Source organism: Cyclobacterium sp. SYSU L10401 (assembly GCF_010993705.1).
Lineage (GTDB): Bacteria > Bacteroidota > Bacteroidia > Cytophagales > Cyclobacteriaceae > Cyclobacterium.
The window spans coordinates 101178-122570 of record NZ_WOFO01000003.1 but is presented as its reverse complement, the minus strand read 5'-3'; the positions used below and the strand labels follow the sequence as shown (position 1 = coordinate 122570).

Annotated in this window: 14 protein-coding genes; 8 read left to right on the top strand and 6 right to left on the bottom strand. The window is 44.2% G+C overall.

What is annotated here, in order from left to right; genetic code table 11:
• The first annotated feature begins 8 nt into the window (after positions 1–8).
• Positions 9–1151 (top strand): NAD(P)/FAD-dependent oxidoreductase, encoded by a 1143-nt coding sequence (locus GL182_RS08485; protein ID WP_163379239.1) that lies wholly within the window; start codon positions 9–11, stop codon positions 1149–1151.
• A gap of 17 nt (positions 1152–1168) precedes the next feature.
• Here the strand turns inward: GL182_RS08485 and GL182_RS08480 are convergent, their stop codons facing one another.
• From GL182_RS08480 to GL182_RS08470, 3 genes are read right to left on the bottom strand one after another with little or no spacing between them, the layout of a single operon-like run.
• Positions 1169–2215, bottom strand: coding sequence for an SMP-30/gluconolactonase/LRE family protein (locus GL182_RS08480; RefSeq protein WP_240469745.1), 1047 nt, complete (start codon positions 2213–2215; stop codon positions 1169–1171).
• 3 nt (positions 2216–2218) lie between these two features.
• Complete coding sequence (locus GL182_RS08475; protein WP_163379238.1) at positions 2219–3385, bottom strand: aldose epimerase family protein; 1167 nt, start codon at positions 3383–3385, stop codon at positions 2219–2221.
• A complete protein-coding gene (locus tag GL182_RS08470; RefSeq protein WP_163379237.1) occupies positions 3382–5226 on the bottom strand; it encodes a glycoside hydrolase family 2 protein in 1845 nt (614 codons plus the stop codon). Before GL182_RS08470 ends, GL182_RS08475 begins: the two co-directional genes overlap by 4 nt.
• Positions 5227–5515: 289 nt before the next feature.
• Here GL182_RS08470 and GL182_RS08465 point away from each other — a divergent pair, with 289 nt between their 5' ends.
• From GL182_RS08465 to GL182_RS08435, 7 genes are all read left to right on the top strand, one after another.
• Positions 5516–8590 carry a PVC-type heme-binding CxxCH protein gene (locus GL182_RS08465; RefSeq protein WP_163379236.1) on the top strand — a complete coding sequence of 1025 codons (3075 nt, stop codon included), beginning with the start codon at positions 5516–5518 and terminating at the stop codon, positions 8588–8590.
• A 189-nt stretch (positions 8591–8779) separates the two neighbouring features.
• Positions 8780–14431, top strand: coding sequence for a PKD domain-containing protein (locus GL182_RS08460; RefSeq protein WP_163379235.1), 5652 nt, complete (start codon positions 8780–8782; stop codon positions 14429–14431).
• Complete coding sequence (locus GL182_RS08455; protein ID WP_163379234.1) at positions 14428–15459, top strand: PorP/SprF family type IX secretion system membrane protein; 1032 nt, start codon at positions 14428–14430, stop codon at positions 15457–15459. Before GL182_RS08460 ends, GL182_RS08455 begins: the two co-directional genes overlap by 4 nt.
• A 99-nt stretch (positions 15460–15558) precedes the next feature.
• Positions 15559–16848, top strand: coding sequence for a tyrosine--tRNA ligase (gene tyrS, locus GL182_RS08450; RefSeq protein ID WP_163379233.1), 1290 nt, complete (start codon positions 15559–15561; stop codon positions 16846–16848).
• Positions 16849–16897: 49 nt separating this feature from the next.
• A complete protein-coding gene (locus GL182_RS08445; RefSeq protein ID WP_163379232.1) occupies positions 16898–17596 on the top strand; it encodes a TetR/AcrR family transcriptional regulator in 699 nt (232 codons plus the stop codon).
• 246 nt (positions 17597–17842) lie between these two features.
• The gene (locus GL182_RS08440) at positions 17843–18040 is read left to right on the top strand and encodes a hypothetical protein (protein WP_163379231.1); all 198 of its coding nucleotides are present in this window, start codon (positions 17843–17845) and stop codon (positions 18038–18040) included.
• 141 nt (positions 18041–18181) lie between these two features.
• Entirely contained in the window at positions 18182–18949 is a 768-nt protein-coding gene (locus GL182_RS08435; RefSeq protein WP_163379230.1) for an SDR family NAD(P)-dependent oxidoreductase, read from the top strand.
• Between the two features lie 8 nt (positions 18950–18957).
• On the opposite strand, the gene GL182_RS08430 is transcribed toward GL182_RS08435, so the two are convergent.
• The 3 genes from GL182_RS08430 to GL182_RS08420 form a co-directional block, all read right to left on the bottom strand.
• Entirely contained in the window at positions 18958–19902 is a 945-nt protein-coding gene (locus tag GL182_RS08430) for a YihY/virulence factor BrkB family protein (RefSeq protein ID WP_163379229.1), read from the bottom strand.
• An 86-nt stretch (positions 19903–19988) separates the two neighbouring features.
• Positions 19989–20546, bottom strand: a complete 558-nt coding sequence (locus GL182_RS08425; RefSeq protein WP_163379228.1) for a 1-acyl-sn-glycerol-3-phosphate acyltransferase — start codon at positions 20544–20546, stop codon at positions 19989–19991.
• Positions 20543–21346: a patatin-like phospholipase family protein gene (locus GL182_RS08420; protein WP_163379227.1), complete on the bottom strand. Its 804-nt coding sequence runs from the start codon at positions 21344–21346 to the stop codon at positions 20543–20545. The genes GL182_RS08425 and GL182_RS08420 overlap by 4 nt, the downstream gene beginning before the upstream one ends.
• Positions 21347–21393 lie beyond the last annotated feature (47 nt).

The following is a 21393-nucleotide window of genomic DNA, read 5'->3' as shown; positions in this document are numbered from 1 at the left end:
CAGCATCCATGAATTCTTTTGATATAGTCATTGTAGGGGCAGGGCCCGCAGGGGCCATGGCTGCCTATACGGCTGCCTCCCGGCAAGTGAAAGTACTGATCATTGAAAAAGAAATGCTGCCCCGGTATAAAACCTGTGGTGGCGGACTGGTATTTCGTGGCAGGAACCGCTTACCCTTTGACATTTCTCCGGTAGTTGAGAAAACATTCAATGAACTGGAAGTTTTTTTTGAGGATGCCAGCCATTATTTTTTAACCAAAAGAACCGATCCTATTATCACCATGGTGATGAGGGATGGATTTGATGCCTTATTGGTGGAAAAAGCGATGGAGAAGGGTGCCCATATCAGGGACAAAACCCAATTAAACGGGTTGGAAGAAACAGAAAATGGCATCCTACTGCAAACTTCAGCCGGTGAAATCCGAACCCGATACCTCATAGCTGCGGATGGAGCACTGAGCCCCACTGCAAAAATAGCAGGCTGGAAGGAGAGCAGGACACTTATCCCAGCTTTGGAATACGAAGTAATGGTGGGCAAAACCGACTTTGAAAGGTTATCCGAAAAAGTCAGGTTTGATGTGGATGCAGTGCCTCATGGATATGCCTGGTGTTTTCCAAAAGGAAACCATTTATCCCTTGGAGTTGCCAGCATGAGGAAACAAAAAATTAATCTGAAAGCCTTTTACCAGGACTACCTTAAAAAATTAAATATCCGGGAAATACTGTCCTCTACCGCTCATGGTTTTCAGATTCCCATCGCTCCCCGCACAGACGGGTTTTCAAAAGGAAATGTACTTCTTGTTGGTGATGCCGCCGGATTTGCTGATCCCTTAACTGCAGAGGGGATATCCAATGCACTGTATTCGGGAGAATTGGCAGTCAACGCAATCCTTGAAAATTTTGAGCATAATCAACTCACCCATGTGGCTTACCAGAACAAACTGGAAGAAAAACTCCTCCCCGAATTAAAAACTTCGGCCATCATGGCCTGGGTATTTTATACTCAGCCTTCCTTAAGAAACCTGCTACTGCAAAAATACGGTCAAAAGGGATGTGAGCTGTTGACAGATATTTTCATGGGAAAAAAAGCCTTTCCGGAAAATATCAAACAACGGCTGAAAGAAAAAATACCTTTACTTAAATTCATTTGAAGTAAATTTGCTGTCCCTTACCTTAAAGGAATTTTTACTACATAACTGTCTGCTGTGACAAACAAAACATCTTCATTTTTATTGAGAGCCACATTAGAGGTCAATTCCCCCACTTTCAATCGTCCCAACAGTTTCCCAGAGGGATTAAAAACCCATACACCTCCAGGTCCGGTGGCAAAAACGACGCCATCACGCCTTATTTTCAGTCCATCGGGCAGCCCCGGTTCCCCCTGCACCAATTGACTGGCATCCTGATAAATCCTGCCATTTGCCAGGTTTCCCTCCTCATCAAGCTTGTAAATGTACCAATATGGCTTTTCCGGATCTGAGTTGGCGATGATCAACTCCTTTTCCCCAGGCAAAAATGCCAGGCCATTGGGCCGGCTGATGCTATCCAACAGCAACTCCAAGCTGCCATCATGGCTGAAACGGTATACTCCCTGAAAGGGTATGGCTTTTGCCGGATCATCCATATTGAATTCCAAACCGTAAGGTGGGTCCGTAAAATAAAGGTTCCCGTGCCGGTCATATACCGCATCATTGGGACTGTTGAAGGGCTTGCTTTCATACAGACCCACAATTGTTTCAAATTCAGGCTTAGGATCAGACAGGGGGGCCAGCATTCTGGCGAGCCGCCTGTCTCCATGCTGGCAAAGAACAAGATTACCTTCAGGATCCAGCAGGAGCCCGTTGGAACCCAATTCCCCCCCGCGGGAAGCAGATCCGGTAAAACCTGCCGGTTCCAGGTAGACCCTGGCTTCTTCTCCCTCCTTCCAGGAATGAACTTTATTGGCAGGAATTTCAGAAAATACAAGCATTTCCTCTTCCTCCAGCCATAACGGCCCCTCCGTCCAGGTATAACCGCTGCCAAGAATGCTCGCTTTGGCAGTGGAATGAATGATTTCTTCCAAGCCCCTATCTGCCATGTCGATGGTCAGGGGAAGATAGTTTATTAGGGAATCAGCATCATCAGTGTCCAGGCTGCTGTCAGTTCCGGATTTTTCGGAAGAACAGGCTGCAGCAACCAAAAATACAGGAATAAGGAAATGATTGATTTTCAACATTACCTACTCATTTACGGAAAACTTATACACACATTCATGGGTGTAATTTTCTCCGGGCCTTAAGGTCACAGAGGGAAACTGAGGCTGATTGGGCGAATCAGGAAAGTGCTGGGTTTCCAGACAAATGGCGCCCCTTTTGCCATACGTTTTATCGCCTTTTGAGGGAGATGTTCCGTCCATAAAATTACCCGTATACACCTGCACTCCCGGCTGATCGGTGAAGACTTCCATTTTTCTTCCATTTTCGGGTACCCAAACGCTGGCTACTAATTTGGTGTCCTTGTTTCCTTCTTCCCTGTTGATTACCCAATTGTGGTCATATCCTCCACCCTTCTGCAATTGCTCATAATCGGCATCAATCCTTTCTCCGATCAAATGAGGACTAGTAAAATCCATGGGTGTACCTGCTACCGGCCGCAATTCCCCTAAGGGAATCAATACCTCATTGACAGGAGTGAATTTATCCGCATCTAATTCCAACATGTGGTTGGTAACGTCTCCTTCCCCATGACCATTCAGGTTAAAGAAAGAATGATGGGTCAGGTTCACAATGGTAGGCTTATTGGTGGTAGCCTCATAGGTGATTTTAAACTCATTCTCATCTGTAAGAAAATAATTCATAAAAATGGTGAGTTCACCTGGGAAACCCCCATGTCCATCCGCTGAAACGTATTTCATGGCCAATTTCTGATCAGTAGCTTCGATAACCTCCCAAACCACTATATGGTAGCCCCCCGGCCAGCCATGAAGATTATTGGGTCCATTATTTGCTTCCAGTTCATAGGTCTCCCCATCGAGGGTAAATTTGGCATCGGCAATGCGGTTACCATAACGCCCTATGGGAGCTCCGTAATAAGAACCCGGATGATTGATGTAATCTTCGAGATTGTCATATCCGAGAACCACATCTTCAAAATTTCCATTTTTGTCCGGGGCAAATAATTCTACTACCCGGGCACCGAAATTTGTTACGGTCATTTCCATCCCATTTTTATTGTGCAGGCGGTATAGTTTGACCGGTTTTCCATCGATGGTTTTTTCAAATTTAGACTTATCCATTGCTGTTAAAGATTGAGGTTCCTGATTCTCTTGAGAATTTTCTGTCTCTCCGGGGCCACAGGCCAGTAATAGGCCTGATAATACCAAAGAACTTATAAGGGTTGATTTCATTTCATTGGGATTTTAATGGAGTATAATTCGGCATTTTTTTGCTTTAAAAATGTTGGCTCAAATTTAAGCACCTTTCTGTCGTAGGTCATCAGTCCATTTACTTCTACCTCTACATCTGTTGTTTGGGTATAAATGGCTGAAGATAAGCCTTGCGGAATAAGGGGTTTTAAATCCCGGATCAATTGGCTATACCTGTCCCGAAGTTCGTCTTTGTCTTTAAAACTCTGGTACCCCCAGTTATCTTTTTCCTGCCAGGTATGCCCTTCCACAGGAAGGCCAAGCCCACCATATTCTCCAAGGACTATAACCTGGTCCTCACCCCAGATGCCGGGATCAGGCATCACAGGATCCGGGTAATTGTGCATGTCCATGATTTGGCCCAATTTGGTGTAATTGCCACCACTGGCCCCATTCACCAGGCGGGTTGGATCCTTTTCTACAGTCCATTCCACAATTTCCTCAGTTTTAAACTGGCCCCAGGCTTCATTAAAGGGTACCCATACCACGATGGAAGGGAAATTATAATTGGCCTCCATGATCGCTTCCCATTCTTTCCTGAAGATGGCCTCTGATTCCGGTGTTCTTTGTTTTTCTGTACCTTTTCCTACCACCCCGGGCCTGGATTCCCAGCGGTTACCCATATCCCCACTAGGCATGTCCTGCCAGACCAGCATACCCATTTGATCACAATGGTAATACCACCTGGCCGACTCTACCTTGACATGTTTCCGTATCATATTGAAACCCATGTCTCTGGTTTTTTCAATGTCAAAAAGCAGGGCCTCATCGGTGGGTGCAGTATACAACCCATCGGGCCACCAGCCCTGATCCAATGGTCCGTATTGAAAAAGAAATTCATTGTTTAAAAGCAGGCGTTGAATGCCCTGTGCATCTGGTCCCATACTGATTTTCCGAAGGGCCGTGTAACCCGTAACCTGATCAATTTCCCTCCTACCTTCAACTAAGGTAACTTCCACATCATAAAGGAAAGGGTTTTCCGGATCCCAAACCCGGGGGTTGGAAAGTGTAAATAAAGCTTCCTCCTGATTATTTACTGTTGCTTCGCCGACCAGCTCCCCCTCGGCCAGCAATTTCACACGCACTTGCTGCCCTTCCCTGTAATGAGCAATATCCGGCCTGACTTTAATTTGCTTTTTGTCCAGATCCGGGCTGTTTTTAATTCCTGAGATGTACTGCTCAGGAACAGCCTCCAGCCATACCGTTTGCCAGATACCGGTCACCGGGGTATACCAAATTCCCTTTGGCTCATTGACCTGCTTGCCCCGGGGTTGGGGTCCCTCATCGGTTGGATCCCATACCCTTATGGCCAGGGATTGGGTTTTTCCCGATTTCAATGCTTCCTGAATTTCGAAAAAGAAAGGGTCATAGCCACCCTGGTGTGTACCTACAGATTGTCCATTGACAAACACTTCAGCTTCCCAATCTACCGCACCAAAATGAAGCAATACCTTATCCCTTCTTGAAGAACGGGGTATTTCAATATCTTTAAAATACCAGAGCTCCTGATCCTTCCCAACCATTTTGCCCACTCCGGATAGTGCTGATTCAATGGCAAAGGGAACCAAAATTTCCCCGTCAAAAGATCCGGGCATCGGAGCCCCTCTGTCCACCAGGGCATAGTCCCATAACCCGTTTAAATTTTGCCAGGAATCCCTTTTCATTTGGGGGCGGGGATATTCAGGAAGTGGATTCAGGGGGTCAACATCTTCGGCCCAGGGGCTAAGAATTTTATCTTTGACAGGATGCCATTGACTTTGCTGTGCAAAGGCTGATGAATAAAGAATGACGGTCAGAAACCAAAAGGATATGGTTTTTTTCATATGATTATTATTTTTAAGCGGTCAGATAGCCTGTCCCTATCCCAAAATCGGGAGAATCTTTGATGATTAAAAAAATCATTGCCCTGTATGTTTAATGATGATTTTAATCGTGTCGATTTCATGGGTTCAACTATTTTTGAGTCAATTGTATTTTCAAAAATGCTCTTTTTTGAAAGAAATTAAGCGAAAATATCAAAAATAATGGAGAAAAGTATCGTAGCCTCCTTTAAAATCCATAATTTAATGCGCACAAAGACATTTGTGAATCTGACATTACCCTCAACTTCAAATGATTACCTTTCCTTCCTTTTACAAGCCGATCAATGGCTTGGCTCCAATTTTATGGCTACTGGGCATTTCCCTGCTTAACCAGGCTTGCCAGGAAAAAAAATTTGATCACCCTTTGGCTGCCAATGAGGACGTGGCCCGCTATATGGAAAATTTTGAAGGCAGGGGCGACCTTACTGATCCTCAATCCTCACCTACAGCACCCGAAGATGCCGTCAGGGCTTTTCAGCTGCCGGAGGATCTTGAAATAGAGCTGGTTTTGAACGAGCCGGATATAGTTCAACCTATTCACATGAGTTTTGACCACAAAGGAAGGCTATGGGTAGTACAGTATCATCAATACCCCTATCCTGAGGGACTAAAAATCACAGCTATAGATAACCATACCCGGGTCAGCTTTGACAAACAGCCGGAAGCTCCGCCAGAAGGGAAAAGGGGCGCAGATAGAATCAGTGTATTTGAGGATAGCAATGGAGATGGTACTTTTGACACCTCCTTCGATGCCATCAGCGGCTTAAATATTGCAACGGCAGTAGCCTTGGGAAGGGGGAAAATATGGGTGATGAACCCTCCTTATCTTTTAGCCTTTGCAGATAAAAATGAGGATGGACTGCCAGATGCTGATCCGGAAGTACACCTGGAGGGATTTGGCCTGCAGGATACCCATGCGGTAGCCAATAGCCTGCATTGGGGGCCGGATGGATGGCTTTACGGGGTCCAGGGAAGTACTACCACATCCCATATTCAATCCAAAAACAGCGAAGCTGTTGCTTTCAGTGGTCAGGCCATATGGAGGTACCATCCGGAGAAACAGGAATTTGAACTTTTCGCTGAAGGGGGAGGCAACAACCCCTTTTACCTGGAATTTGATCGCAAGGGCAGAATTTTTTCAGGTTCCAACGGTTATGGCCGGGGCCCCTATTACAAACAGGGCGGCTATTACATCAAGAGCTGGGGCAAGCATGGTGCACTGACTAACCCCTATGCCTTTGGTCATTTGCCAAACATGCCCCTAAGCGGCGAAAATAAAAGGTTTACGCATGCGGTCATGATGTATGAAGCCGATCTTTTGCCGCCAAAATACCGGAACAAAATGATGGCCCTAAACCCCCTGCACAACTACATTCAGTTGACGGCATTGGAAGAAAACGGATCCTCATTCTCCAATAAGGATATCGGACTTTTGGTTGAAACAACAGACAAATGGTTCAGACCCGTGGACATTAAAACTGGCCCTGATGGAGCGATTTATCTGGCCGATTGGTATGACAGCAGGCTTTCCCATGTAGACCCCCGGGATACCTGGCACAAAAGCAGCGGTAGAATTTACCGCATCAAACCAACTGCTCAAGCCATAAGCAGGCCATCCATTGATTTCAGTAAAGCAAATTTCACTGAGCTGGCCACCTGGCTGCAACACCCGAATAAATGGTACCGACAACAGGCATTAAGGCAGTTTGCCGACCGGAAAGATAAAAATGCCTTGCCCGAGCTGCTTCCCCTGTTCCGATCTGAAAACCCTCAGGTTGCCTTAGAGGCATTGTGGGCCATTAATCTTTCCAATGGTTTTAAGGGAGAATTCGTGAAGCAAGCCCTGCAGCACCCGGATGCCCATGTTCAAATGTGGACCATCAGGTTATTGGGGGACGAGAAATCTATTTCTGAAGACATTTTCCCCACCTTTATCCAACTGGCAGAAAACCATTCCTCAGCTGAAGTAATCAGCCAGATCGCTTCCACCATCAAAAGACTTCCCGTAAACCAAGCTCTGCCAGCACTGGAGGCCCTCCTTCACCAGGATTTGGATCCCAACGATCCGGATATCCCCCTATTGGTTTGGTGGGCATTGGAATCCCAGATAGGAAATGATCTGTCCGCCGTATTGGCCTGGTGGGATAATCCGACAAACTGGAATAACCCAGTCAGCAAAAGTCACCTGGCAGGACGCATGATGCAGCGTTTGGTAATGGGAAATCACTATGAGGCTGCCATAGATTTCTTGACAACATCGCCCAATGAATCCTTTGACCAGGTCCTGGTAAATGGCTTTTACGAAGGTATGGTGGGCAGGGACCTGACAGCTGTACCTCAAAAGCTACTGAATGAAATTTCAGGGAAAGAACAGGAGGCAACTCCTTTCCAGATGGAGTTGAGGGCAGGTGATTTTGCTCATCTCCCGGATGCGTTGGAATGGGTAAGGGATGAAAAACAATCCTTAAAAAACAGGCTAAGCCTCATTTCACTTTTTGGAGAAGTAAAAGCCCCGGCAACTGTTCCTGTTTTATTGGATTTGACAAAATCGGGAGACAGTCCCAGCACTCTAAAACAGGCTGCCATCCATTCCCTGAAAAACTTTAATCAACCTGAAATAGGCAAAGGGATGGCTGCCATCTATCCGGGAATCAGGGGGGATAGCTATGTAAGAGAAGAGGCCATTCGGCTATTTTCCAGCCGCCCCGAGTGGGCCAGGGCATTTTTCGATGAAATTACGGAAACAAAAGTAATTCATAAAGCAGATGTACCTTATCATCTGATAAGAAAGTTCTACGCATTGGAAGCGGAGGACATAACAAAAAATACAGAGGAAATCTGGCCGGAAAGCAAGCCATTAAATGGGGAACAAATCAATGAAAGCATCAAGTATTGGAAAAAAGTAGCCTCTCAGGGTAAGGGAAATGCATTGACCGGCAAGCAAGTGTTTGTTACCGAATGCGGCACATGTCACCGTCTGGGTGAAAACGGAGGCGAAATTGGCCCTGATCTGAGTGGTTATGACAGGACAGATTTGGATTATTGGTTGTTACATACCATCAATCCCAATGCGGATATCCGGGAAGGTTTTGAGACCATGGAGCTTACCTTAAAAGACGGGAGAAAAATAATAGGAAAGTTGGTGAAAGATGAGGGCGGTGTCAAATATATCGCCCCCCCATTGGGAGGAAAAGGCGAATATGTCTCAGACGCTGATATTCATACTATCAAATTTAGCCAAACGTCCATCATGCCTGAAAGACTTTTTGAGGAGCTTCAGGAAGAGGAGGTCAGGGATCTGCTAGCATTTATTTTAAATCAATAGATTAAAAAACCTAAAGCTAATATCAATTATTAAAATCAATTGCTTAATTTTATTGCTTCATGTTATATTATGTTCAATATTTTGTAGTTCAAACAATTAAAACTGTTTTTTGTTGTGGGTTTTTTTAATAAAGGTTTTATTTTTTATCAAAGTGAACGATTGAAATTTTTTATTCCCGTCATACTTATTATGGTATTGACCCTTAGTGCTTTATTGCATACACAGGGTAAAGATTGGCTGTTATTTTTGCCCATTTCGGTTATTGGCCAGGAGGAGGTAAAAATTCATTACGATGAGAACCTGGAAATCACCCTGGACATGCTTTCGATAGATTATGAGGGAGATCTGGGAGATTTGACGCTGGAAGTATTTGAAGGAACAGGATACGATTTTACCGGAAACACCATCAACAGGACCATAGAATACGATGATGAATGGAACGCAGAAGGGGAAAGAATAGGGGTCAATGTACGGATTTCTGATGGGGCTGACCTGGTGGAATACGAACTGGAAGTCCTGGTCATCCCTCCTATAACCCAAACCAGTTACGGAGAAAACACATGCCTGGGCACCATATCTTTGACGGTACGGGCTTACAGGCCTAACCCGGGTACACCCTCTGAGTCATTCCCCTTTATCTTTACCTTGGTGAATGAAGATGGAGATGTTATTGGCGAACAGGAAATCAATAGCTTTTTTTCCGGACAGGGAAGTGCCAGCGTAACTTTTGGAGGAGAAGAGCTGGATTTGGATAGAAATGCAACCTATGAAATCCTTGTTGAAGACAATTTGGGCAGGACTTTTAGCAGAAATGCTGGCCCCATAGGAGAAGCCTATAATATAGATTTTGAATTGAATGTTACAGGCCCGCTGTGCGCCGGAGATCCAGGTGGGGTGATAGAATATATCATATATGATGCCGAAGTACCCCTAAGGTCTTTTACCATTCTGGACGGGAACAATAATGTTGTATCTGAAATCTATGATATTATTAGTCTTACAGAAGATTACCTGGTAATTAGTACTGATAATTTAGGGCCGGGAAATTACACCATGGAAATAGTAGACGGATTTGGCTGTCTTGGTACTGAACCCTTTGAGATTGTCGTTCCCGAACCCATTACGGCTGAAGAAACCATTTTAAACCCTACCTGCTTCGGGGCCAGTGATGGGCAAATTGATTTATTTATTTCCGGTGGCTGGTCTGAGCCTTTTGAGCAAAGCCCCATTTCAGCCTGGAGAACCTACAATATACAATGGTTTACCGCAGGTGGTGAGGAGTTGGGCAGTGGAGAGAATAACCTGATCTCTGCTGCTGGTGAAACTACCGGAATGAACAGTAGCCTTACTGACCTTCCGGCGGGCAGTTATTATGCAGAAATCACCGAAAGTGCCAGAAAATCTGAAATTCCGGATGCAGAGCCTCTGGTCTGTACGTTTGTAACCCCCTTAATCCTTGTCGAGGGGCCTGATCCCCTGGATCTTAATGCTGGTTTTAATGATGTGACCTGCAATGGAGCAGGAGACGGTTTTGTTTCTATTTCTCCGACAGGTGGTACGGGGCCATACACCATTGAATGGTATGAGGGAAATTTTGCCGACCCGGATGCAGCTGACCCTTCAGGATTGACGGAATTGCCTGCTGGTCCAGGTGATGAGGATGCGCAACGGCAAGGCCTGGAACCAGGCGATTATGCTGTTTTGCTGACCGATGCCAATGGCTGCTTCCTGGCAGAAAATTTCACTTTAAACGAGCCTGACCCTTTATCCATGATTGAGCGGGCAGACCTTAGGGTAGACGTACAGTGTTTTGGTGAAGAAACGGGATTGATTGTGCTGGAAGTAGATGGCCGAACCAACGCACCCTATTTTTTTGAAGCCTACAAGGATGGTGATTCAGAAGGTATCAAGCCTTCACCCATAGTCTCTACGGCATTTGGTCCCGTATTTATCGAAGACTTGCCGGCGGGAAATTACCGGGTAGTGGTCACAGATGCCAATGGCTGTACTTTTGAAATCAATGATATCCTTATAGAGCAGCCTGAAACGGGATTATTGATTGAAGAACCGGTTATTTCAGACTATAATGGCTTTCAGATTTCCTGTCAGGGACTAACTGACGGGAGCATTGAATTGGAAATTTCCGGGGGTGAAGGAGAACTTGAATACCTTTGGACCGGCCCTGATGGATTTGAATCTTCAGATAAGGATATTTACGACCTGGCTCCTGGCCAGTACCAGTTTCTGGTAACTGATGAGAATAATTGTACAGCAACCATAGGGTCAGTAGAATTATCTGCTCCCCCTCCTATTTCATTAAACGTAAATATTCCAAATTACAATGGATATGAAATAAGCTGTTCAGGTAGTGCAGATGGCAGCATCGATCCCAATCCTAGCGGGGGGACAGGAACCTATACCTATAATTGGACAGGTCCCGATGGGTTTACCTCTACGGATCCGGTCCTGGAAAATCTGGGGCCAGGAACATATAACCTGGAAGTCACCGATTCCAACGGGTGCAGTTTTGTAGAAGACTATTACCTGGACCAACCCATGGAATTGATTATCCGGGAGATCGAAGAGGAAAGGGTTGACATCACCTGCTTTGGAGAAGATACAGGAGCCATTGTCGTAGGCATTTCCATCCCCTCTGTGCTTCCCTATGAAATTCAGCTTGGGGAAATGGGTGAAACAGCTCCTCTGCGGACCATTGATAACTTTTCCGGAGAAAGGTATGAACTAACTGACCTTGAAGCGGGAAATTATTGGGTACAGGTTACGGACTTAAACGGCTGTACCAAGATTATTGAAGACATTCCTATCGTTCAACCGGATACCGGCCTGGAATTAACAGATGTATCAGTTTCAGATTATAATGGTTATGAAATCTCCTGTAATGGAGCCAGTGACGGGTCCATCTCTTTTCAGGTAGAAGGTGGACAAGGAGATGTGACGCTATCCTGGACTGGTCCGAATGGCTTTACCTCAGACAGCAATTCAATTTCCGATTTGGCACCAGGAACATATGAACTTCTCGTCACAGACGAAACCGGCTGTTCCCTGTCGGAAACTTTCGAGCTTACAGAAGCTGATGCATTGAGCTTAACCGATGAGGTCTCGGACTTCAATGGTTTTGGCATACAATGTAATGGGGGGAATGAGGGTTTTATCAATTTAACCATTTCAGGCGGGAATGAGCCCATCAACATCGCCTGGACAGGTCCGAACGGTTTTATTTCCAATGATCCATCCCTGGAAAATCTGGAAGCTGGTGACTATGAGGTTAGGATTACTGACCAGAATGGCTGTCAGATCAGCAGCAGCTACACCCTTACCGAACCAGAAAGCCTGGAATTAGTAGAGCTGACCGAAGAAAAAGAAAATGTGGGCTGTTTTGGACAGGAAACTGGAAAACTGGGGGTGAGCCTGAGTGGACCTTCTGCTGGTCCATATCTTTTTAGCCTGGAAAATCAAGATGGTAGCATCACCCGGAATGCGCCACCGACAACTGACATCAACTGGATAGTTGAAAACCTGCCAGCAGGGAGCTATACGGTACAGGTAACCGATGCCAATGGATGTTTTCAAGAATTGACCGGGCTGGAGATTACCGAGCCTGAGTTTGGCGTCCGGATTGAATCCACAGAACTATCCTCCTTCAATGAATTTAATATCAGTTGTTTTGGGGAAGCAGATGGGTTCATTGAGGTGACTGTGAGCGGGGGTTCAGGAAATTACACGTATGATTGGACCGGTCCGGAGGGGTTTTCCTCAAATGAACTTAGTATTTATTCACTAGGTCCCGGGGTTTACCAACTCACTGTTACAGATCAAAACGGATGTGCCATCAGTTCAGAGGAAATGGAGATTCTTTCACCGGACCCTATTGATTTGAATGCTAGCGTCAGTGATTTCAATGGGTTTGGGATCAGTTGTTTTGGAGCAAATGACGGAAGCATTTCGCTTTCTCCTTCCGGAGGTACGGAAAACTACCGCATTTCGTGGACAGGCCCCGGCGATTTCACTTCAGGTGAAACAGCCATTTCAGGGCTTTCACCCGGCATTTACGAAGTGGTTCTGGCAGATGAAAATGGCTGTGAGGAAAGAGAAAGGTTCGAAATAAATGAGCCGGAATTGCTTGAAGTGTCGCTGGAGGATAAAGAAGATGTATTATGTTTTGGAGCTTCCACCGGTAGCATTTCCATCAACCTGAGTGGAGGCATACCCGATACTTACACATTAGAATGGAGCAGGGACGGGGCACCCATAGACCTGACCAGTCAAAACCTGGAAAACATTCCTGCGGGTAACTATTCCCTTACCGTAACTGACGCCAATGGCTGTACAGCAGTCATTCCTGAAATTCAAATCTTGCAGCCAGAAGCTGCTCTGGAGGCCAGCCTGAATCAAACACCCGTCTCTTGTTTCAATGCCAATGATGCCAACCTATCCGTAGACATTGAAGGGGGCGAGGCACCTTACCAGGTAAGTTGGAACATTGGCTCCACCCAAACCGAATTTACGGGTCTGGGTCCAGGGTTTTATCAGGTGACCATCACCGATGCGAATGGTTGCAGTCTGACAAGGGAAACCACTATTGAAGACGTACCCGTTTTTGATGTAGACCCTGAGGTTCAGCAGATCTCTTGCCATGGAGCTGCAGATGGAAGCATTTTACTCAACCTTGAAGGAGGGGAAGCTCCGGTGAGGGCCATATGGGATCATGGTCCGGAGCAGTCCTCCCTCTATAACCTGGGGCCGGGAACTTATAGTGTTTTGCTGGAGGATGCCAAAGGATGCACCATTCAAAGGTCTTTCAATATCGTAGAACCAGATATTTTGGTAGTGGTGGAGCAAATTCAGGATGCGCTTTCCTGTGAAGATGGACAAAGCGGTGCCATAGATCTGGTCGTTTCAGGAGGCAGTCCTCCCTACAATTACAATTGGAGCAATGGCGCCACTAGCCCTGGCATTTCAGGTTTGACCAACGGCACCTATTCCGTAGAGGTAACAGACCAATCCGGATGTTTCGTGAGCCAAACCTTTCGGGTCAACAGACCTTCTCCCATCACCATAGACATGATATCCACTACCTCAGCCGTGTGCGAACCCAGGGAAATCTCGGAAACTTTTGAAATCAATGTAGACGGTGGAGTAGCACCATATGCTATTGAATGGAGCAGTGGGGAGGTATTTGATAATGGTTACCAGATGAGGACCGATGAACCAGGTACTTACACAGTCACCGTGACAGATGGTTATGGCTGTACCCAAAGCAGAAGCTTTGAAGTAGACAATAGCCAGGTCTTAGTGGATGGGAGCTTTGCTTCAGCTTCTTTTGACAGCTTTGGAGAAAATCTGGTCAACTTTGATGTGCAATTTATAAATAACAGTAGTGGCAACATCGAATCTTACTTCTGGGATTTTGGCGATGGCAACACCAGCCTGGAAACAAGTCCTGTCCACCAATATCAGGAAGCAGGTATATATCAGATAAGTCTGACAGCTTTTGATTCCTGGGACTGTGCCACTACATCAACATTTGAAATCGAAATATTGGATTACTTCCTGAAGGTACCGAATGTATTCAGCCCCAATGGAGATGGTATCAACGATTATTTCTTTCCCAAATTTCTTTATATTGAAGAAATCTCCTTTACGATTATGAACAAATGGGGTGAAATAATTTTCCATACAGATGATTTGGACTCAAGGGGATGGGATGGTACCTATCGTGGAGAGAAATCTATTCCCGGCAATTATGTTTATAAAATGAATTTTACCACCACCGATGGAAGGGAGTTTTCAGACAACGGTGCATTGATGCTATTGGAATGAAGAAATTATGGATCATAGGGATGGTAGTTTTATGTCTGACGGGGGGATGGAATGAATCCATGGGACAGGATTTCCATTTTACCCAATTTTATGCGGCACCATTAAATCTGAGCCCAGCCCTAACTGGTGCCATGGAAACAAGCCGGGTAGGGATAAACTACCGCAAGCAATGGCCTGGCCTGGGTTACGATTTTAATGCAGCGGGCTTTTATTATGATAACTATTGGGATGATTCCAATGTGGGAATAGGACTTTCCGCTTCCCAGTTTACAGAATCCTTTTTGAAAATAAGATCAGCAGACATCGCCGGGTATATTTCCTACAGGTTAAAATTAAGGGAGGAAAGCTTTCTGCGCTTTGGGGGGCAATTTGGTGTGGTCAACAGAAGCCTTACCCTTCAGGAATTGGTTTTCGGAGATCAGATCGATTTATTAAACCGAAGTGTCAACCCCAATACCATAGACAGGTTACCTGGAGAAGACAGCAATTGGTATCCAGATATTTCTTTTGGGGCGTTGCTTCAGGTGCCGGATTTTTGGTTTGGAATCAGCAGTAGTCATGTCACAAGACCAAATATCGGTTTTTTGGATGATGGGATCGGAAATAATCTTCCCATCAAATGGGGGGTTCATGGCGGTTATGTGAAAAACCTCGATAACCGAATGTTCAAAACCTACACCATCAGAAAGGTGTTTTCAGTATCTTTCAATTATAAACGGCAGGGCACCTTCCAGCAAATAGAAGTAATCCCTCAGCTGCAGGTGGAAAACTTCATCGGAGGCTTGGGTTTTAGAAATATTACCCGGTTCAATGAATTGCCCGATCAGAATTCGGTCAATGCCGTTTTAGGCTTTAACCTTCCGGAAGGCATCACCATGGCATACAGCTATGATTACATGTTGAACCGGTTTAGTAATCCGGCCCATGTATCTCACGAAATTTCCATATATTTCACCGATCTGAAAAGAAAAGCCTACAGGGAGACGCTTCTACCCTGCCCTCCGGGCAATGCCAACTGGAATTATTAAAAATGGAAGTCTGCGAAATTCAGCCATAATTAAACCTATTCGTTCCTTCAATTTCACCGGATGCCTTATATTTGCGGACGCATTTAAAAAGCCGAGAAGATGAATGATTTTATAGCAGAGCTAAAGTGGCGGGGAATGTTACAGGACATGACCCCGGGATTAGAGGAACATTTAAAGAAAGGAATGGCTGCAGCATACCTGGGTTTTGACCCCACTGCCGATTCTCTTCATATTGGTCATCTGGTAGGTGTCATGACCCTGGTGCACTTCCAACGGTCAGGAAACCAGCCGGTAGCCCTGATCGGCGGCGCCACAGGCATGATCGGAGATCCCTCCTTTAAATCGGCTGAAAGGAGCCTACTGGACAAGGCTACCCTGGATAATAACATCACCGGCATCAGGAAGCAATTGGAAAAATTTTTAGATTTCAACGCAACCAGTGAAAACAAAGCCATTCTGGTCAATAATTATGACTGGATGTCCACCTTTTCTTTTCTTGATTTTATCAGGGATGTAGGCAAATACATTACCGTCAATTACATGATGGCCAAGGACTCTGTAAAGAGAAGATTGGAAGATGGTAATGGCCTTTCCTTTACGGAATTTACCTATCAATTGATCCAGGGGTATGATTTTTACCATTTGTGGAAGCATAATTCCTGCAGCATTCAGTTGGGTGGTTCGGATCAATGGGGAAATATTGTGACCGGAACCGAATTGATCAGAAAAAAAGAAGGTGGAGAAGCATTTGCCCTTACAGTTCCTCTGATCACCAAAGCAGATGGAAGTAAATTTGGCAAATCTGAAGGAGGCAATGTCTGGCTGGATCCGGAAAAAACCTCTCCCTATGCTTTTTACCAATTTTGGTTGAATGTTTCTGATGAAGATGCCTGCAGGTACATTCGGATTTTTACCACGCTGGATAAAACAGCCATTGAAAGCCTGGAAAATGAGCACCTTGAAGCGCCCCATCAAAGGGTATTGCAAAAGACCATCGCCCGGGAAATAACAACCCTGGTTCATGGTGAAGGGGAATTTAAGATGGCTCAGAAAGCTTCCGGGATACTCTTTGGAAATTCCTCCCTGGAAGACCTCTCTACCTTGAATGAGCGAACATTCCTACAAGTATTTGAAGGGGTTCCGGTAATGCAAATTGACCAGGAAACTTTTACTGCTAAAGAAAATATCCTGGAGCTTCTTTGTAGGGATAAAACCATTTTCAATTCAAAAGGAGAAGCAAGAAAACTCATTCAGGGCGGGGGGCTTTCTATCAATAAGGTGAAGGTGGCTGATCCTATGGCCGCCATACAAATGCCTTTGCTTCAGGAAAAATACCTGTTGGTTCAAAAAGGGAAAAAGAATTATTACCTGATCAGGGTTCAGTCATAATCCTACTACCACAGGGTTTTTCAGGATATGGGTACAAAACCAATTGACTATGGGGGTTTACGAGAGACAACAGAAAGAAAAAAAGATCCTTGAAGCAGCCATTCAGTTGTTTGGCCAGAAAGGTTTTCATGCCACCAAGGTTGACGATGTAGCCAGGAAGGCTAAAATCAGTAAAGGGTTGGTATACTTTTATTATAAAAGCAAGGAAGACCTGTACATGGCCATCACCAAAAAAGGAACAGATGAATTAAAGGACATGATTCAAAAAGCGTTTGGAAAACCCAAGGAAAAAACCGGAATAGAGATCATGACAAGTTTGGTGCATGGATACCTTCACTTCGCCCAGGAAAAAAAAGTGTATCATGAAGCCTTGCTATATTTTTTATCCCTACTGGACCAGTATCAGTCAGACAAGGACAAAGTGAATCCACTGCTTATAGAAAGTCAATATTTCAATAAGTTGCTTCAAAGCCACCACGATCTGGCCAAATCAGGGATCAAAGCCATTTCACAAGGGATCAAAGATGGAAGCATCAGACCTGATCTTCAGGCAGAAAGTACATTTTATACCTTGTGGAGTATGATGATTGGGTATTGCCAGCTGAGTGGCTCTATCCGCCTGGAGCCTTCGGATATCCGTATCAACTCCGAGAGCTGGAAAAATGGATTTTTAAAATTGTTTTTTGAAATACTGAAGGGTACAGAAAACCCTTTTAAAAGCCCTCCCATACAAGGGAAATTATTCTAACACCAGATCAACCCTTGAATTCATTTTTCTATTTCGGTCTTTCCAAGCTGATGCACTTTAGCCCTAAAAGGTAATTCGCAAAGCATGTCTTGGGCTTAAATGGGAGCAAATGGACGGCAGTATGGGTTTCATTCCATTCATATCCATGCAAATGGGTATTTATTTAAAATAAGATATAGTCATCGAACGATTAGGCACCTTTCTTGTTTCATAATCAGCATCTAACAAAAACTAAAAAAACATATCATGGACTTGTTAATAGGCGCATTATTTATCGGAGCAATAATACTGGCAGTTTATTTAATCTTTAAAAGGATATTTAATCGAAAAAAGGGGAAGGTTAATGCCAATCAGGAAATATCTTCCAAGGAAGTTTTGGGGAAAGAAGTTTCTAACATGGAAGGAGGAACCGGATATAGGGACAACGAGGGTCGGGGCAAATGATTCCATTTTGATCCCTTTTGAAAAAATAGTTAAAATCTGAGAAGAATACTTAAATTAATTTTTTCCACAGTGGGTTAAAATTGACATTAATCCCTTAAATTGGATCACAATAATTCTTTTCTTTTAGACAGGTAACTCAACATGGATTTAAATTCGTTATTTTCATTACAAGATAAAGTAGCAATAATTACAGGTGCCAGCCGGGGAATAGGTGTTTCTATCGCCCACTTTTTCGCCGCAGCAGGGGCCAAAGTAGTGATCAATAGCAGAAATCAGGAAAGGTTGGATGAGGTTACTCACAAGTTAAGGGAAAAGGGATATGAAGTTTGTGGGATAGCCAATAATATTGGATATGCAGATGAAAGGCAAAACCTGATCAATCAAACCATTGAAAAGTATGGGCAGATAGACATCCTGGTCAATAATGCGGGTACCAACCCTGTCTATGGCCCCATCGACGAAACCGATCTGGCGGTTTTTGATAAAATCCTTGAGGTAAATGTAAAAGCACCTTATGAGCTTTCGAAACTAAGTTTGCCCTATTTAAGGCAATCTTCAGGCCCATCTATTATCAATATCAGTTCTATCAGTGGATTATCTCCGGAAAAAGGTCTCGGACTGTACAGCATAAGCAAATCGGCCCTGATTTCTCTGACCAAAGTTTTTGCCAAGGAATGGGGAAGCTATAATATTAGGGTAAATGCCATTTGCCCCGGTTTAATCAAAACCAAATTTTCTGAAGTTTTGTGGTCCAATGAGTCAATAAGGGAAAAATTTTTGGCAGAACTTCCCTTAAAACGGATTGGTGAGGAAGAAGAAATCGGAGCAATGGCTTTGTTTTTGGCTTCCCGGGCTTCCAGTTATACCACGGGCGCCATTTTTACAGTGGATGGGGGATTTACTATCTGATAATAGCATCAGGTTTCATTTTCATTGTTATTTTCTTCTTCCATTTCAATTAGCTTAACCCTAACTGCTTGTTTGATAGGGGTTACCTGGCCACCTACATTTTCTGCAATAAAAAAGGTCAATTGAGCTCCGAATAAAAAAATAAGAACTGAGTAATATACCCAGATCAAAACAACTACCAGGGAACCGGCAGTCCCATAATAGCTTCCCACATCTGCATTACCCATGTAAAGTCCTATAAGATATTTTCCCAGACCAAACAAAGCCATGGTTACAAAAGCACCCAGCCATACGTCTCTCCATTTGACCACAGCATCGGGTAATATCTTGTACATCAAGCCAAAAATCAATACCAGAATGGTTTGCGTGATAATAAAGTTTATAATGGAGGCCAATTTCAATGTACCGGTGTCAAAAACTTCAGAAAAATAATTTAGAAAAATAACAATAAAGGCATCTGCCAATAAAGATACCAGCAGCAGAAAACCAATTGAGGCTACCATAGAAAAACTAAGCAACCGGTTGATAACAAACTTTAAAAAGCCCCGTTCTGGTTTAGATTTAATGTGCCAGATATGGTTGATGCTGTTTTGAAGACTTACGAAAACAGTAGTAGCGGAGAAAACCAGAATACCAATACCCAATATTCGGGTATAAATTCCCTGCCCACTAATCGTTACATTTTTCATGACTTCATCCAGCGTTTGGGCACTTTCCTCCCCTATCAAACTGGTCACCTGGGCGAGCAATTCCTCCTTTACCGTATCTTCACTATAAAGGACTGAAGCGATATTTAAAACAATGATCAATAATGCCGGCAGGGAGAAAATGGTGTAAAAAGCTGTAGAAGCAGCAAAAGTAACCGAATCACTCTTACCAAACTCCTTGACACTATCGAAGATAATTTCAAAAAAAGTAAACCGTTTTAAATTTTTAAATTTTCTATTGATCATTATACAAACAATTTACAACAAAGAAAGACGATATATAAATACCAAAAATCGTACCCTTAATGGCATGTCAATAGGAATGTGAGATTTTAGCGAATCCCCTGATCCGGGTATTTACCCGTAATGGTTTTCCCAAAAGCCTTCATTTCTTCCATTTGCTCCTCCATTTTACCATTTGGCTGGATGACAGGACCTATTCCTGCCAGCTTTCTTTTGTAATCTAAAAACCCAATCACAATAGGGACATCCGCACCTGAAGCGATGTGGTAAAAGCCGGTTTTCCAACGGGGGGCATAACTTCTGGTACCTTCAGGAGTCACCATGATGACCAATTCATCTCTTTCCCCTAACATCTGAATCATGGCCTCTGTGTAGGTTTGCTTTCTCCTGCCAGGAATTCTCTTGCGGTCAATTGAGATTCCCCCCAATGCCTTGATCAACCAGCCCAATGGGCCAACCATTACTTCCTTTTTGATGGTAAACCTTACTGGTACATCCATTAGAAAAAATGCTGACCTGGCATATAGTAAATCCCAATTACTCGTGTGGGGAATAGCTATCAAAACAGCTTTCTTCAGCCCTTCCGGCCATTGACCAGCTATTTTCCAGCCAGTTATCCAAAATACAAATCTTGCAAGTAACTTCATGGTTTTATTGGATGGAAATCCTCATTTTTTAGTGCCGACAATTGGGGGTTTTGCTCGATAAATGCGCTTCCTGCAGCGAGTCCAGCAGCATAAATTTCAGTTGCTTTTTTGATTTCCAATACCCCATACCTGGCCAGCCCGGGTGGATCAATAAAATAATCACATTTATGTTTTCTGCTGTATACATTGTAATTCATCGACATGATAACCGCTCTCTCAATCAGCCCCTTGATATGGCCGATATCCTGAAGTTCCGGTAGGTTATTACAGTTAATCCCAATGATGGTTTGGCATTTATCCACTAAAGGCTCGACCGGCAGGTTGTTTAAAACCCCGCCATCCACATACAGTGACCCCTCCATCAAAATCGGCTCAAACATTCCTGGTATACAAGAAGATGCCATCAGCCTTTTGATCAATGGTCCCTGAGAAAAATAAACCGTTTGGCTTTTCTGAATATTCGTTGCCGCAATAAAAGCTGGAATTTTCAAGGCAGAAAAATTATCTACAGGTAAATATTTCGCAAATAGGCCCTTCAGTAAATCCATTTTTAACAGGGCTTTAAAACTGATGGAGGGCCTGAAGAATTTGAAATAATTGGTTTGGATAATGATATCTAAAATCGCTTCGGGTTTATGGCCATAAGCATACATCACAGCTGCAATTGCACCTGCACTGCTACCGGACAGGTAGTCTGGGTAAATTCCTTTTTCATTGAAGGCTTGCAATATACCCAAATGGGCAATTCCACGCACTCCTCCGCCGGAGAGCACGATACCTAATTTATTTTTGTTCTCCAAAATCAAGTGCTGTAATCCCCTTTCCTATCAAAAGAAGGTGGGTTTTC

What these genes read in the sequence shown, in the direction of transcription:
- GL182_RS08440 (WP_163379231.1), top strand. Translation starts at nt 17,843, where the DNA reads ATGGACTTGTTAATAGGCGCATTATTTATCGGAGCAATAATACTGGCA.
- GL182_RS08480 (WP_240469745.1), bottom strand. Translation starts at nt 2,215, where the DNA reads ATGTTGAAAATCAATCATTTCCTTATTCCTGTATTTTTGGTTGCTGCA.
- tyrS (WP_163379233.1), top strand. Translation starts at nt 15,559, where the DNA reads ATGAATGATTTTATAGCAGAGCTAAAGTGGCGGGGAATGTTACAGGAC.
- GL182_RS08465 (WP_163379236.1), top strand. Translation starts at nt 5,516, where the DNA reads ATGATTACCTTTCCTTCCTTTTACAAGCCGATCAATGGCTTGGCTCCA.
- GL182_RS08470 (WP_163379237.1), bottom strand. Translation starts at nt 5,226, where the DNA reads ATGAAAAAAACCATATCCTTTTGGTTTCTGACCGTCATTCTTTATTCA.
- GL182_RS08475 (WP_163379238.1), bottom strand. Translation starts at nt 3,385, where the DNA reads ATGAAATCAACCCTTATAAGTTCTTTGGTATTATCAGGCCTATTACTG.
- GL182_RS08445 (WP_163379232.1), top strand. Translation starts at nt 16,898, where the DNA reads ATGGGGGTTTACGAGAGACAACAGAAAGAAAAAAAGATCCTTGAAGCA.
- GL182_RS08485 (WP_163379239.1), top strand. Translation starts at nt 9, where the DNA reads ATGAATTCTTTTGATATAGTCATTGTAGGGGCAGGGCCCGCAGGGGCC.
- GL182_RS08435 (WP_163379230.1), top strand. Translation starts at nt 18,182, where the DNA reads ATGGATTTAAATTCGTTATTTTCATTACAAGATAAAGTAGCAATAATT.
- GL182_RS08460 (WP_163379235.1), top strand. Translation starts at nt 8,780, where the DNA reads ATGGTATTGACCCTTAGTGCTTTATTGCATACACAGGGTAAAGATTGG.
- GL182_RS08430 (WP_163379229.1), bottom strand. Translation starts at nt 19,902, where the DNA reads ATGATCAATAGAAAATTTAAAAATTTAAAACGGTTTACTTTTTTTGAA.
- GL182_RS08425 (WP_163379228.1), bottom strand. Translation starts at nt 20,546, where the DNA reads ATGAAGTTACTTGCAAGATTTGTATTTTGGATAACTGGCTGGAAAATA.
- GL182_RS08455 (WP_163379234.1), top strand. Translation starts at nt 14,428, where the DNA reads ATGAAGAAATTATGGATCATAGGGATGGTAGTTTTATGTCTGACGGGG.